Annotated in this window: 11 protein-coding genes; 7 read left to right on the plus strand and 4 right to left on the minus strand. The window is 59.6% G+C overall.

The annotated features are described in order from the left end of the window. Nucleotides 1-114 precede the first annotated feature (114 nt). The 6 genes from hscB to sseB all read left to right on the plus strand — a co-directional run bounded on the left by hscB (nt 115) and on the right by sseB (nt 5,268). The gene (gene hscB, locus QMN93_RS04005; RefSeq protein WP_039263745.1) at nt 115-630 is read left to right on the plus strand and encodes a co-chaperone HscB; all 516 of its coding nucleotides are present in this window, start codon (nt 115-117) and stop codon (nt 628-630) included. Between the two features lie 14 nt (nt 631-644). Next, entirely contained in the window at nt 645-2,495 is a 1,851-nt protein-coding gene (gene hscA / locus QMN93_RS04010; RefSeq protein WP_033146222.1) for a Fe-S protein assembly chaperone HscA, read from the plus strand. A gap of 1 nt (nt 2,496) precedes the next feature. Continuing rightward, entirely contained in the window at nt 2,497-2,832 is a 336-nt protein-coding gene (fdx, locus tag QMN93_RS04015) for an ISC system 2Fe-2S type ferredoxin (protein ID WP_003860652.1), read from the plus strand. Nucleotide 2,833: 1 nt separating this feature from the next. After that, complete coding sequence (iscX, locus tag QMN93_RS04020) at nt 2,834-3,034, plus strand: Fe-S cluster assembly protein IscX (protein WP_003860650.1); 201 nt, start codon at nt 2,834-2,836, stop codon at nt 3,032-3,034. 60 nt (nt 3,035-3,094) lie between these two features. Beyond that, nucleotides 3,095-4,381, plus strand: coding sequence for an aminopeptidase PepB (gene pepB, locus QMN93_RS04025; protein WP_064673766.1), 1,287 nt, complete (start codon nt 3,095-3,097; stop codon nt 4,379-4,381). A 110-nt stretch (nt 4,382-4,491) separates the two neighbouring features. Beyond that, on the plus strand, nt 4,492-5,268 hold the full coding sequence (gene sseB, locus QMN93_RS04030; RefSeq protein ID WP_193139813.1) for an enhanced serine sensitivity protein SseB: 777 nt from the start codon (nt 4,492-4,494) through the stop codon (nt 5,266-5,268). A 17-nt stretch (nt 5,269-5,285) separates the two neighbouring features. Here the strand turns inward: sseB and QMN93_RS04035 are convergent, their stop codons facing one another. From QMN93_RS04035 to QMN93_RS04050, 4 genes are all read right to left on the minus strand, one after another. Then, nucleotides 5,286-6,056: a MurR/RpiR family transcriptional regulator gene (locus QMN93_RS04035; protein WP_047652683.1), complete on the minus strand. Its 771-nt coding sequence runs from the start codon at nt 6,054-6,056 to the stop codon at nt 5,286-5,288. Beyond that, complete coding sequence (gene sseA, locus QMN93_RS04040) at nt 6,056-6,904, minus strand: 3-mercaptopyruvate sulfurtransferase (RefSeq protein ID WP_182383884.1); 849 nt, start codon at nt 6,902-6,904, stop codon at nt 6,056-6,058. The genes QMN93_RS04035 and sseA overlap by 1 nt, the downstream gene beginning before the upstream one ends. 90 nt (nt 6,905-6,994) lie before the next feature. Further along, nucleotides 6,995-8,362, minus strand: a complete 1,368-nt coding sequence (locus tag QMN93_RS04045; protein WP_182383883.1) for a 6-phospho-alpha-glucosidase — start codon at nt 8,360-8,362, stop codon at nt 6,995-6,997. Between the two features lie 12 nt (nt 8,363-8,374). Then, nucleotides 8,375-9,919: a PTS transporter subunit EIIC gene (locus QMN93_RS04050; protein WP_182383882.1), complete on the minus strand. Its 1,545-nt coding sequence runs from the start codon at nt 9,917-9,919 to the stop codon at nt 8,375-8,377. Between the two features lie 286 nt (nt 9,920-10,205). On the opposite strand from QMN93_RS04050, the gene QMN93_RS04055 reads away from it, so the two are divergent. Further along, a complete protein-coding gene (locus QMN93_RS04055; protein ID WP_182383881.1) occupies nt 10,206-15,158 on the plus strand; it encodes an alpha-2-macroglobulin in 4,953 nt (1,650 codons plus the stop codon).

Genomic DNA, 15,158 nt, shown 5'->3' on the forward strand with positions numbered 1-15,158 from the left:
ACTGGGGTGAACGAGCGCAGACAACGCATCTGCAGCGCGAAGTAAGAAGGTATAACCCCACCGTGGCTCTGCTGCGCGTGGGGTTTCTTCTAACAGGCTACCCCTGAGATTGTTATGGATTACTTCACTCTCTTCGGACTACCCGCTCAATACCCGATTGATCTCCAGGCGCTGACGATCCGTTTTCAGGATCTTCAGCGTCAGTATCACCCGGATAAATTCGCGAGTGGTACTCAGTCTGAGCAATTGGCTGCGGTTTCCCAATCTGCGACCATCAACCAGGCCTGGCAGACGCTGCGCCATCCGCTGGCGCGTGCAGAATATCTGCTCTCGCTCCACGGTTTCGATCTGGCGAGCGAACAGCATACCGTGCGCGACACCGCGTTTCTGATGGAACAGCTGGAGCTTCGCGAAGAGCTGGATGAGATTGAACAGGCCAAAGACGAAGCGCGTCTGGAAAGCTTCATCACGCGCGTGAAGGGCATGTTCGATACCCGCCATCAGCAGATGGTGGAGCAACTGAACAACGAGACCTGGGACGTGGCGGCAGACACTGTGCGCAAACTCCGTTTTCTCGATAAACTGCGAAGCAGTGCTGAACAACTCGAAGAAAAGCTGCTCGATTTTTAATTTCGGAAGCAATTATGGCCTTATTACAAATTAGTGAGCCTGGCTTAAGTGCCGCACCGCACCAGCGTCGTCTGGCGGTGGGTATCGATCTGGGCACCACCAATTCCCTCGTGGCGACCGTGCGCAGCGGCCAGGCGGAAACGCTGGCTGACGAGCAGGGCCGCCATCTGCTGCCTTCCGTGGTCCACTACCAGCAGCAGGGTCACGCGGTCGGCTATGACGCCCGCGCCAACGCCGCGCGCGATCCGGCCAACACCATCAGCTCCGTAAAGCGCATGATGGGCCGCTCGCTGGCCGATATTCAGACCCGCTATCCGCATCTGCCGTATCAGCTGCAGGCCAGTGAAAACGGCCTGCCGATGATTGCGACCGCGGCCGGTCTGCTGAACCCGATTCGCGTTTCCTCCGACATCCTCAAAGCGCTGGCGGCGCGCGCGACGGCAACGCTTGGCGGCGATCTGGACGGTGTAGTCATCACCGTTCCGGCCTATTTTGACGATGCACAGCGTCAGGGCACCAAAGACGCCGCGCGTCTGGCAGGCCTGCACGTGCTGCGCCTGCTGAACGAACCGACGGCGGCGGCGATTGCCTACGGCCTCGACTCCGGTCAGGAAGGGGTGATTGCGGTTTACGATCTCGGCGGCGGTACCTTTGATATCTCGATCCTGCGCTTAAGCCGCGGGGTATTTGAAGTGCTGGCGACCGGCGGGGATTCCGCGCTGGGCGGCGATGACTTCGACCATCTGCTGGCGGATTACATTCGCGAGCAGGCGGGCATCAGCGATCGCAGCGATGCGCGCGTGCAGCGTGAACTGCTGGATGCGGCTATCGACGCCAAAATCGCCCTGAGCGATGCGCAGACGGTTACCGTAAACGTTGCGGGCTGGCAGGGTGAGATCGCCCGCGACCAGTTCAGCGATCTGATTGCCCCGCTGGTGAAACGCACCCTGCTGGCCTGCCGTCGCGCACTGAAAGATGCGGGCGTTGAGGCGAACGAGGTGCTGGAAGTGGTCATGGTGGGCGGTTCGACTCGCGTGCCGCTGGTGCGCGAGCGCGTGGGCGAATTCTTTGGCCGCACGCCGCTGACCTCCATCGACCCGGACAAAGTGGTTGCCGTGGGCGCCGCAATCCAGGCCGATATCCTGGTCGGCAACAAGCCGGACAGCGAAATGCTGCTGCTGGACGTCATCCCGCTGTCGCTCGGGTTAGAAACCATGGGCGGCCTGGTAGAGAAAGTGATCCCGCGTAATACCACCATTCCGGTGGCGCGCGCGCAGGAGTTCACCACCTTCAAAGACGGCCAGACCGCGATGTCCATCCACGTGATGCAGGGCGAGCGCGAGCTGGTGCAGGACTGCCGCTCTCTGGCGCGCTTTGCGCTGCGCGGTATCCCGGCGCTGCCTGCGGGCGGGGCGCATATTCGCGTCACCTTCCAGGTGGATGCGGACGGTCTGCTGAGCGTCACGGCGATGGAAAAATCGACCGGCGTGGAATCGTCCATTCAGGTGAAGCCGTCCTACGGCCTTACCGATGGCGAAATCGCCTCCATGATTCAGGACTCAATGAGCTACGCCGAGCAGGATGTGAAGGCGCGTATGCTGGCTGAACAAAAAGTTGAAGCCGCCCGCGTGCTGGAGAGCCTGAACGGCGCGCTCGCTGCCGATGCCGCGCTGTTAAGCGCCGCTGAGCGCCAGGTGATTGACGACGCTGCCGCGCATTTAAGCGCAGTAGCAGAAGGCAATGACGCTGACGCAATAGAAGAAGCCATTAAAAACGTTGATAAACAAACCCAGGACTTTGCTGCTCGCCGCATGGACAAATCTGTCCGCGTCGCGCTGAAAGGCCAGTCCGTGGACGAGGTTTAATATGCCAAAGATTGTTATTTTGCCTCATGCGGACCTCTGTCCGGATGGCGCTGTTCTGGAAGCGAAGACCGGTGAAACCATTCTCGATGTTGCCCTGCGTGCAGGTATCGAAGTGGAACACGCCTGTGAAAAATCCTGTGCCTGCACCACCTGCCACTGCATCGTGCGTGAAGGTTTCGACTCTCTCGCCGAGAGCACCGAAGACGAAGACGACATGCTGGATAAAGCATGGGGTCTGGAGCCTGACAGCCGCCTGAGCTGCCAGGCCGCTGTGACCGATGAAGATCTGGTCGTGGAGTTCCCACGCTACACCATCAACCACGCACGCGAGCATTGATATGGGACTGAAGTGGACAGACAGCCGTGAAATCGGCGAAGCGCTCTACGACGCGAACCCGGATCTCGATCCGAAGACCGTACGATTCACCGACATGCACCAGTGGATCTGCGATTTAGAGGATTTCGACGACGATCCAAACGCATCCAATGAAAAAATTCTGGAGGCGATTCTGTTAGTCTGGTTAGATGAAGCAGAATAAATAACATAACGGGCTGCCTTCAGGCGGCCCGTTTGCTAGTTGCTAATAAGGAAAAATAAAATGACCGAAGCGATGAAGATTACGCTCTCGAATCAGCCTGCTGACGCACGCTGGGGCGAGAAAGCCACCTACAGCATTAATAACGACGGCATTACCCTGCACCTGACGGGCAAAGATGATACCGGCCTGATCCAGCGCGCCGCCCGCAAAATTGACGGCCTGGGCATTAAGCATGTCTCCCTGGAAGGCGAAGGCTGGGACACCGACCGCAGCTGGGCATTCTGGGCAGGCTACAAAGGCCCGAAAGGCACCCGCAAAATCGAGTGGGCTAACCTCGACGAAGCCGGTCAGAAAGAGCTGGAAAGCCGCCTGCAAATCATCGACTGGGTGCGCGACACCATCAACGCCCCGGCAGAAGAGCTCGGTCCTGAGCAGCTGGCGCAGCGCGCGGTTGACCTGCTGTGCGGCGTGGCGGGCGACAAGATGTCCTACCGCATCACCAAGGGTGAAGACCTGCGCGAGCAGAATTACATGGGCATCCACACCGTGGGCCGTGGTTCTGAGCGTCCTCCGGTCCTGCTGGCGCTGGATTACAACCCAACCGGCGATAAAGCGGCGCCGGTCTTTGCATGCCTGGTGGGTAAAGGCATCACCTTCGATACCGGCGGCTACAGCCTGAAGCAGAGCGCGTTCATGGACTCCATGAAGTCCGACATGGGCGGCGCGGCAACCATCACCGGCGCGCTGGCGTTCGCCATTACCCGCGGTCTGAACAAGCGCGTGAAGCTGTATCTGTGCTGCGCGGACAACATGGTGAGCGGTAACGCCTTCAAGCTGGGCGACATCATTCGCTATCGCAACGGCAAAAACGTCGAAGTGATGAACACCGACGCCGAAGGCCGTCTGGTGCTGGCCGATGGCCTGATCGACGCGTCTGCCCAGAAGCCAGAGCTGATTATCGACATGGCGACCCTGACCGGCGCGGCAAAAACCGCCCTGGGCAACGACTACCACGCGCTGTTCAGCTTTGACGACAAGCTGGCCGCTCGCCTGCTGGCAAGCGCCGCTGCGGAAAACGAGCCGTTCTGGCGTCTGCCGCTGGCCGAGTTCCACCGCAGCCAGCTGCCGTCCAACTTTGCCGAGCTGAACAACACCGCGAGCGCGGCGTACCCGGCGGGTGCAAGCACGGCGGCAGGCTTCCTGTCCCACTTCGTTGAGAACTACCACGAAGGCTGGCTGCACATCGACTGCTCCGCAACCTACCGTAAAGCGGCGGTTGAGCAGTGGTCCGCTGGCGCGACCGGTCTGGGCGTGCGTACCGTGGCGAACCTGCTGACGGCTGAGTAATCTTTATTGCCCTCACCCTAACCCTCTCCCAAGGGGAGAGGGGATGGTTTGCTCCCTCTCCCTTGAGGGAGAGGGCTGGGGTGAGGGGAAATGCATCATCTGGAATTGTTATGTCCGAAACCAAAAACGAATTAGAAACTCTGCTGGAGCAGGCGGCGACCGAGCCCGCCCACCGTCCGGCATTTTTCCGCACGCTGCTGGAATCCACCGTCTGGGTGCCGGGCACCGCGGCGGAAGGTGAGCAGGTTGTCGAAGACAGCGCGCTGGATCTGCTGCACTGGGAGAAAGACGACGGCACGTCGGTGATCCCGTTCTTTACCTCGCTGGAAGCCCTGCAGGAAGCGGTAGAAGACGAACAGGCGTTCGTGGTGATGCCGGTGCGTACCCTGTTTGAAATGACGCTGGGTCAGACGCTGTTCCTTAACGCGAAGCTGCCGACCGGGAAAGAGTTTACGCCGCGTGAAATCAGCCATCTGATTGGCGAAGAGGGCAACCCGCTCAGCACCCAGGAAGTGCTGGAAGGGGGCGAAACGCTGCTGCTGTCTGAAGTAGCCGAGCCGCCCGCGCAGATGATTGATTCCCTGACGACGCTGTTCAAAACCCTGAAACCGGTTAGACGCGCGTTTCTCTGCTCCATTAAAGAGCGCGCGGACGAGCATCCGGTTCTGCTGATTGGTATTGAGGCGGACGGCGATATCGACGATATCATTCAGGCCGCGGGAAGCGTGGCGACCGACACGCTGCCGGACGACGAGCCGATTGATATCTGCCAGGTGAAGAACGGCGAGAAGGGCATCAGCCACTTTATTACCGAGCACATCACCCCGTTCTACGAGCGTCGCTGGGGCGGCTTCCTGCGCGATCTCAAAACCAACCGCATCATCTGATTATGGCGGGGTGAATATCACCCCGTTGCTTCCAGCAGCAGTAAATCCATCAGCAGCACCAGATTCGACTCAAACGACGTCACCCCCGCGGCTTCAGCGGCAAAGTGCACCGCTTCGTCATAGAGGGCAAAGTGCACGTCCGCCATCCCCGCCAGCGTGTTGGCCGAGGCGCGGGTAAACGCGACGATCGTCATGCCGACGTTTTTGGCAATCCGCGCTTTATCCAGCACCTGCTCCGTTTCGCCGCTGCGCGAGACGGCAATAAACACCTGATAGCGGGCGGCGTTGCTGAGGAAAATATTCCGGCTGTCCCCCGGCCCGGAGATAAACGCCGTTTTGCCCAGCACCTGCAGCTTCTTGGTCAGGTACTCCGCAAACAGATAGGAAAACCCGGCCCCGTAGAGAAAGAAGCTCTCTTTCTGGCGCAGCAGGTCGGCAAACTGCTGGCGCTTTTCCTGCGTGACCCACTGGAAGGTGTGCTGATAGTTGGCGATAAACTGATTAAACAGCGCCGGGAGTTCAGGAAGCGACTGCCCCTGGGCGGCAATATGCGGCGTGTCGGAGAGCAGCTGCTTGCAGTGCCAGATAAACTCGCTAAAGCCGCTGAACCCCAGCTTCTGACACAGCCGCATGATGGTGGCTGTAGAAACAAACGTCGCCTGCGCCAGCTCGCGTACCGTGATGTTGCCCACCAGCAGCGGGTGCTCCGTGAGGTGGGCGAGGACGCGATACTCCGCGCGGGTCAGCGACGCCCCGCGCGTTAACAGCGTGGCCAGGCGGTTATCCATTATTTCGCGGGTTCGACCGGCAGATCGTCCCGCGCACCCCATTCGCTCCAGGCGCCGTCGTAGAGCGTGACGTCGTTCGCGCCGAGCGTGGCGAGCGCCAGGATCGCCACGCAGGCCGTTACGCCGGAGCCGCAGCTGGCAATAATCGGACGATGTAAATCCACGCCAGCACGGTCAAAAATGGCCCGCAGCTCGTCGGTGGTTTTCAGCTCGCCCTCAAACACCAGATCGCCCCACGGAACGTTCAGCGCCCCCGGAATATGTCCGCGCTTCAGCCCCGGACGCGGTTCATCCGCTTCGGCATTGAAGCGCGGAGCAGGACGGGCATCGACGATTTGCGCCGTTTTTTCATGGCTCACGACCAGCACGTCGGTCAGGCGTTTCACCACGTGCGCGTCGAACGTGGCGTCGAACTCGCCTTCCGGCAGCGTCACGTCACCCTGCTGGAGCGGCAGCTCGTCGCGCTTCCAGCCCGCCAGCCCGCCCGCCAGAATAGAGACTTTTTCCACGCCGAAGTTTTTCAGCATCCACCACGCGCGCGGTGCAGAGAAGAGGTTCCCTTCATCATAAACAACGAGGTGTTTGTCTTTGCTGACGCCCAGCTCGCGCATCGCCACGGAAAATGCTTCCGGGCGCGGCAGCATGTGCGGCAGGGGAGAGTTGCGATCGGAGAGGGCTTCGATATCAAAAAATACCGCGTCAGGAAGATGTCCGGCACGGTATTCCGCGACCATATCGCGAAGGTGTTCCTGCCCGGCCGGGGCCATACGCGCGTCAATAATCTGAACTTCCGGATCGTCACCGTGCTCAATCAGCCAGTCGGCGGCGACAAAATATGAGGTGGACATGGGTTGCCTCCATTCTTTTCCGTAAAAAAGGATTGTCGGTGTTTTTTCTGACACCGACAAGCAAACCACGTTCAACTCGCGAGCAAGCCCCTATTTTTTCACCGTTTCGCCGTCCTGCCAGGCTTTTTGCAGCGCAGGCCAGTAGTCGCGGTTGGCCTCGATCATCTCATCCAGAATCACTTTTGCATGTTCCATGGTCGGCACGGTGCGGTTGAGGGTGAACGCCTGCAGGGCTTTCTCATAGCTGCCCTCGATGGTGGCCTCCACCAGCAGCTGTTCAGAGGCGAGCTGCTGTTGCAAAAGGGTCTGATGGAACAGCGGCACCTGACCGACGCGAATCGGTTCTGGCCCTTCGGAGGTGATATAAGCGGGCACCTCCACCACGGCATCGTAAGGCAGGTTGGTAATCGCCCCGCGGTTTTCCACCATCACCAGATGGCGGCTCCGCAGGTTAAAGGCCAGCGAGCGGGCAACATCGACGATAAACTCGCCGTGAACGCCTACGTGGAAGGCATCCGGCAGGATCCCGGTGCGCTTGTATTCTTCAGCTGCGGCGAACAGTTTTTTCTCGCGCCCGTCCATCACTTCATTGGCGCGGGTATAGTCCGGGTTCTGATGCTCGACGATCTGGTTCGGCATCAGGTAGTACTGCAGATACGGGTTCGGCAGATACTCCGGGAAGTTGTCCATGATCGGCTTAATGTTGCGCCAGGTTTTTACCCACGAAGGATCGGAATGCTGCGGGTCGGTTTTAGCCGCATCTTCCGTCAGCAGGCCAAACTTCGCGATATGCTTACGCAGCTCGGGAAGCTTGTCTTCGCCGTCCACCAGCACGCGGGTAAACCAGCCGAAGTGGTTCAGGCCGAAGTAGTCCACCTCCAGCCTGCGGCGATCGACACCCAGAATCGCCCCCATATTGCGCATCGCGGCGACAGGCATATCGCAGATGTTCAGCACCCGCGCATTTGGCCGCAGGCGGCGCACGCCCTCCGCAACGATCGCCGCCGGGTTGGAGTAGTTCACGATCCAGGCTTTTTCGTGCGCGTAGCGATCGACCAGATCGATAAGCTCCACCATCGGCAGGATCGTGCGCAGCCCGTACGCCAGGCCGCCGGGCCCGCACGTTTCCTGGCCGACTACGCCGTGGCGCAGCGGGATCTTCTCATCCTGCTCGCGCATCTTGTACTGGCCGACGCGCATCTGGGCGAAGACGAAATGCGCGCCGCTGAACGCCACTTCCGGGTCACTGGTGACGGTAAATTTGATGCTCTGGCTGTGGTCGCGAATGACCTTTTCGACGACGGGCGCAATGGTGTTCTGACGCGCCTCGTCGATGTCATAAAGGCGGATTTCGGCCAGCGGGAAATCCTGCAGGCGCACCATCAGGCTTTTCACAATGCCCGGCGTGTAGGTGCTGCCGCCGCCGGCAATCGACAGAATAAATGGGGGTGTAAACATCTTTAGCTCCTTTCAGAGAAACGTCTCAACGGCTTCTCGCATTTTTTTGACGTGCAGCCCGTAGACCACCTGAACGTTGTTACCTTGTTTGATAATCCCTTTCGCGCCGGTCGCCTTCAGCCGCGGCTCGTCGATGATGCCGACGTCCTTCACCGTGACGCGTAAGCGGGTGTAGCAGTTGTCCACCACTTCAATGTTTTCCCGACCGCCCAGACCCGTCACGATGGATTCGCCCAGCCCGTCGTTATTGCCCTTCGCCTGGTACTCCTGCTTGCTGTAGAGGCGCGTCTCCCGATCGTCATCCTCACGGCCCGGCGTTTTCATGTTGAAGCGCAGGATCAGGAAGCGGAACACCACGAAGTAGAGGGCAAACATGATCAGCCCGACCAGGATGTACATCGGCCAGTTGGACTTCTCCGTGCCGAGCGGCAGGTTGTAGAGGATGAAGTCGATAATCCCGTTGGCGCCGATGGCGTGAACGCCCAGCAGCGAGAACAGCATCATGCCGATGCCGGTCAGCACCGCGTGCACCACGAAGAGCAGCGGGGCGACGAACAGGAAGGAGAACTCAATCGGCTCGGTCACGCCGACCAGCAGCGAGGTCAGCGCCGCCGGGATCAGAATGGCTTTCGCAATGGCTTTACGCTCCGGCTTTGCGGTCATATACATCGCCAGGGCTGCGGCAGGCAGGCCGAACATCTTGCTGATGCCGCGCGCGTCCCACACCACGGTGCTGCTGAGCTGCTTCACGTCCGGGCAGGCCATCTCGGCGAAATAGATATTGCGTGCGCCCTGATAGGTTGCGCCGCACACCTCCTGCGTGCCGCCCAGCTCGGTATAGAGGAACGGGGTATAAACCAGATGGTGCAGGCCGGTGGGGACCAGAATACGTTCCAGGAAACCGTAGATTGCCACGCCCAACGGCCCGGAGCCTTTGATGGCCAGCGCCAGGGCGCTAATGCCGTGCTGGGCATACGGCCACAGTTCACTCATCACCACGCCGAGCAGCATGGAGACGGGGAGCATGACGATGGCGACAAAACAGTGGCCGGAGTAAATCGCCATCGCGCCGTTAAACTGTACGCTGGAGTATTTGTTGTACAGATATCCGGAGAGCGCCCCGGTCAGGATCCCGGCAAAAACGCCCATTTCCAGCACCTGCACGCCCAGCACCATGGTCTGCCCGGCCGCTTTCATCTGGGCAGCTGGCGCCAGCGCGCCCTGCAGCTGTAGCGTGACGTTCATGGCGTTGATGAACACGACAAAGGTTACCAGACCAATCAGCGCGGCATAGCCTTTATCACGCGTCGCCAGACCAATCGGGATCCCGACGGCAAACACCAGCGCCAGGTTGACCAGCACCGACACGGCAGATTTCGCGATAAGCTGACCAAGGTGCTGAATCAGCGGATGGCCCAGAAACGGCAGGTATTCAGCGAGATTACCGTTACCCAGCACGTTACCAAAGGCGATAAACAGACCGACGATCGGTAAGATAAGTACCGGTCCGTACAATGATTTTCCGAAATTTTGTAGGGCGTTCACGGCTCGTTTCATGGCTTTCTCTCTTTTTGAACCGCGCACTCGGGGTGCGTCATGGTCATAAAACTAGCAGCCTTCGGGCGAGCTTAGCCAGCTATCTTCTTGTTTTAAAAACAAATGACTTGAAAGGTAACATGTGACGTTATGTGCTGTGATCGCGGTTCCATCACGGCGTAGCGGCGTGATGCCGTTCTGCGAGGCGCTTTCCTGATTTTAAAATTGGCCTTTTTGAATTAATGAAACTTGCGGATAATACTTATCCGGACGACGACCAACAGGCTCCATGGGCCAGGGACAAAGGATGAAACCGTTTCGCTTAGCCGCGCTCTCTCTTGCGCTGCTCACCACGTTTACGCTTGTCGGCTGTGATAACAGCGACGATAAATCTCAGGCTGCGGCTCCCGCGGCATCCACCGCATCCACATCGAAAGCTGCAGAAAAGCCCAATGCTGAAACGCTGGCTAAACTGGCTGCCCAGACTCAGGGAAAAGCGCTGACGTTGCTGGATACCTCAGAAGTTCAGCTCGACGGTGCCGCCACGCTGGTGCTGACCTTTTCTGTTCCGCTGAATCCCGATCAGGATTTCGCCAAAACGGTGCATGTCGTGGACAAGAAAAGCGGCAAGGTTGACGGGGCGTGGGAACTTGCGCCTAACCTGAAAGAGCTTCGCCTGCGCCATCTGGAGCCTAACCGCAACCTGGTCGTCACCGTTGAACGTGACCTGCAGGCGCTGAACAAGGCGACGTTCGGCATTGATTATGAAAAAGCCCTGACCACCCGGGACATTGAACCCACCGTTGGTTTTGCCAGCCGCGGCTCGCTCCTGCCGGGCAAGGTGGTGGAAGGTCTGCCGGTGATGGCGCTCAACGTCAACAATGTTGATGTCAACTTTTACCGCGTGAAGCCGGAATCGCTGGCCTCCCTTGTCAGCCAGTGGGAGTACCGTAACTCGCTGACCAACTGGGAATCCGATAACCTGCTGAAGATGGCGGAGCTGGTTTACACCGGTCGATTCGATCTTAATCCGGCGCGCAACACGCGCGAAAAATTGCTGTTGCCCCTGAAGGATATTAAACCGCTCCAGCAGTCTGGCGTTTATATCGCGGTCATGAACCAGGCTGGACACTACAACTACAGCAACGCCGCAACGCTCTTTACCCTAAGCGATATTGGCCTGTCCGCTCACCGTTACCATAACCGCCTGGATATTTTCACTCAGAGTCTGGAAAACGGTGCGGCGCAGTCCGGCGTGACCGTCACGCTGCTGAACGATAAAGGCCAGACTCTCGCCGAGGCGAAGAGCGATGCCGACGGCCATGCGAAGCTTGAAACCGACAAAGAGGCCGCGCTGATCCTGGCCAGTAAAGATGGCCAGACCACGCTGCTTGACCTCAAGCTACCGGCACTCGACCTGGCGGAGTTTGATATCGCGGGGAGCCCGGGCTACAGCAAGCAATTCTTTATGTTTGGCCCACGCGATCTCTACCGCCCGGGTGAAACGGTGATCCTCAACGGTCTTCTGCGCGACAGTGACGGTAAGCCACTTCCGGATCAGCCTGTGAAGCTTGACGTGCTGCGTCCGGATGGACAGGTCGCGCGTACGATTGTCGTCAAGCCAGAGAACGGACTTTATCGCTTTAACTATCCGCTGGACAGCGGGGCGCAGACCGGTATGTGGCATATCCGCGCCAACACGGGCGATAACCTGCAGCGCCTGTGGGACTTCCACGTCGAAGACTTCATGCCAGAGCGTATGGCGCTCAACCTGAGCGGACAAAAAACGCCGGTTTCACCGCAGGATAACGTGGACTTTAACGTAGTGGGATATTACCTGTATGGCGCCCCGGCCAACGGTAATTCTCTGCAGGGCCAGCTTTTCCTGCGTCCGCTGCGTGACGCGGTGGCTGCGCTGCCGGGCTTCCAGTTTGGCGATATCGCCGAGGAGAACCTGAGCCGCAGTCTGGATGAAGTTCAGCTTACGCTGGATGAGCAGGGGCGTGGGCAGGTTTCTACCGAAAGCCAGTGGAAAGAGGTGCACTCTCCGCTGCAGCTGATCCTGCAGGCCAGCCTGCTGGAGTCCGGCGGCCGTCCGGTAACGCGTCGCGCTGAGCAGGCCATCTGGCCAGCGGCTGAGCTGCCGGGTATTCGCCCTCAGTTCGCCAGTAAAGCCGTTTACGACTACCGCACCGATACCACCGTCAACCAGCCGATTGTTGACGAGAACGGCAACGCCAGCTTCGACATCGTTTACGCTGATGCCAGCGGCGCGAAAAAGGCGGTGTCCGGTTTGCAGGTTCGCCTGATCCGCGAGCGCCGTGACTACTTCTGGAACTGGTCTGAGAGCGAAGGCTGGCAGTCTCAGTTCGATCAGAAAGACCTGGTTGAAGGCGAGCAGGAGCTGACCCTCAAGGCCGACGAGACGGGTAAAGTCACCTTCCCGGTGGAGTGGGGCTCATATCGTCTGGAGGTTAAAGCGCCTGATGAGATGGTCAGCAGCGTGCGCTTCTGGGCAGGTTACAGCTGGCAGGATAACAGCGACGGCACCGGGGCTGCACGTCCTGACCGCGTGACGCTGAAACTGGATAAGCCAGCCTATCAGCCAGGCTATACCATTAACCTGCACATTGCAGCCCCGGCAGCAGGTAAGGGCTATGCGATGATCGAGTCCAGCGAAGGGCCGCTGTGGTGGAAAGAGATCGACGTACCGGCAAACGGGCTTGATCTCGCTATCCCGGTCGACAAAGCCTGGAAACGTCACGATCTCTACCTGAGTACGCTGGTGGTCCGTCCTGGGGATAAATCGAAATCCGCCACGCCGAAACGCGCGGTCGGCCTGCTGCATCTGCCGATGGGCGATGAAAATCGTCGTCTGAACATTGCGCTCGATAACCCGCAGAAAATGCGTCCAAACCAGACGCTCTCTGTGAAGGTGAAAGCCAGCGTGAAAGAGGGTGCGGTTCCGCAGAAAGTGAACGTACTGGTCTCGGCGGTTGACAGCGGCGTGCTGAACATCACCGATTACGTTACGCCCGATCCGTGGCAGGCTTTCTTCGGTCAGAAACGCTACGGCGCGGATATCTACGATATCTACGGCCAGGTCATCGAAGGGCAGGGCCGCCTGGCCGCGCTGCGCTTTGGTGGTGACGGTGATGAGCTGAAGCGCGGCGGTAAGCCGCCAGTGAACCACGTCACCATTATTGCCCAGCAGGCACAGCCGGTTACGCTGGATGCCAACGGAGAAGGCACGATTACGCTGCCGATTGGTGATTTCAACGGCGAACTGCGTCTGATGGCGCAGGCCTGGACGGAAGACGATTTCGGCAGCAGCGAAAGCAAGGTTGTGGTGGCTGCGCCGGTCATTACCGAGCTTAACACGCCGCGCTTCCTGGCAAGCGGGGACACCTCACGGCTGACGCTGGACCTCACCAACCTGACGGACAAGCCGCAAACGCTGAACGTCGCCCTGACCGCGACAGGAAAACTGTCGCTGGAAGGCTCGCAGCCGCAGCCGGTTCAGTTGTCTCCTGGCGCGCGCAGTACCCTGTTTATTCCGGTGCGAGCGCTGGAGGGTTATGGTGACGGTGAGGTGACCGCTCAGGTGACCGGTCTGCAGCTTCCGGGTGAGACTTTCGCACCGCAGCAGAAGAGCTGGAAAATCGGCGTGCGTCCGGCATTCCCGGCGCAGACGGTGAATACCGGTGCCATGCTGAACCCCGGCGAGTCCTGGACCGCACCGGTGCAGCATAGTAACGGTTTCTCTCCTGCTACCCTGCAGGGGCAACTGCTGCTGAGCGGCAAACCACCGCTTAACCTGGCGCGCTATATTCGCGAGCTGCAGGCGTATCCGTATGGCTGCCTGGAACAGACCACCAGTGGCCTGTTCCCGTCGCTCTACACCAACGCGGCGCAGCTGACTGCACTTGGCATCAAGGGCGACACCGATGACAAGCGCCGTGCAGCGATTGATATTGGCATCTCCCGTCTGCTGCAGATGCAGCGTGAAGACGGTGGTTTTGCGCTATGGGATAAAAACGGTCCGGAAGAGTACTGGCTGACGGCCTACGTGACCGACTTCCTGGTGCGCGCGGGCGAGCAGGGTTACAGCGTACCCGTCGATGCGGTGAATAACGCCAATAACCGCCTGCTGCGCTACCTGCAGGATCCGGGCATGATGTCCATTCGCTACAGCGACGATACTCAGGCCAGCAAGTTTGCCGTGCAGGCCTATGCCGCGCTGGTGCTGGCACGTCAGCAAAAAGCGCCGCTGGGCGCGCTGCGTGAAATCTGGGATCGCCACGGGCAGGCGGCTTCCGGACTTCCGCTGATGCAGCTGGGCATGGCGCTCAAACTGATGGGCGATGCGCCGCGCAGCCAGCAGGCGCTGGATCTGGCGCTCAAAACCCCGCGCAACGACAGCAAAAACTGGATGGCCGATTACGGCAGCCAGCTTCGCGATAACGCGCTGATGCTCTCTCTTCTGGAGGAGTACAAGCTGCTGCCGGATGCGCAAAATACGCTGCTGAATGCTCTGTCTGAACAGGCCTTCAGCCAGCGCTGGCTGTCAACGCAGGAGAGCAATGCGCTGTTCCTGGCCGGACGCTCACTGCAAACCCTGTCTGGTACGTGGCAGGCGAAAACTTCGCTGTCTGAGGCCGCATCAGGCGGCGATAAGTCACTGGTGCAAAACGTGAGCGGCGACCAGCTTGGCGCGCTGCAGGTGACTAACACCGGTACAGCGCCGCTGTGGGTACGCCTGGACAGCACCGGTTATCCGGAATATGCCCCTCAGCCGAGCGCGAACGTGCTGCAGGTTGAACGTCATATCCTGGCAACCGACGGCAGCAGTAAATCGCTCTCCTCGCTGAAGAGCGGTGAGCTGGTGCTGGTGTGGCTGGACGTTAAAGCCAGCCAGAACGTGCCGGATGCGCTGGTGGTGGATCTGCTCCCTGCGGGTCTGGAGCTGGAAAACCAGAACCTGGCGAGCAGCAGCGCCAGCCTGCAGGACAGCGGCAGTGAGGTACAGAACCTGCTCAGCCAGATGCAGCAGGCGGACATTCAGCATATGGAATTCCGTGACGACCGCTTTGTGGCTGCCGTGCCGGTAAACGAAGGTCAGCCGGTCACGCTGGTCTATCTGGCCCGCGCCGTGACGCCGGGAACTTATCAGGTGCCGGTCCCGATGGTGGAGTCTATGTACGTTCCGCAGTGGCGGGCAACGGGGGCGGCCAGCGGCCCGCTGATTGTTGTTCCGTAA

The organism is Enterobacter sp. R-1.6.2 (assembly GCF_035064085.1).
Classification (GTDB): domain Bacteria; phylum Pseudomonadota; class Gammaproteobacteria; order Enterobacterales; family Enterobacteriaceae; genus Enterobacter; species Enterobacter asburiae_B.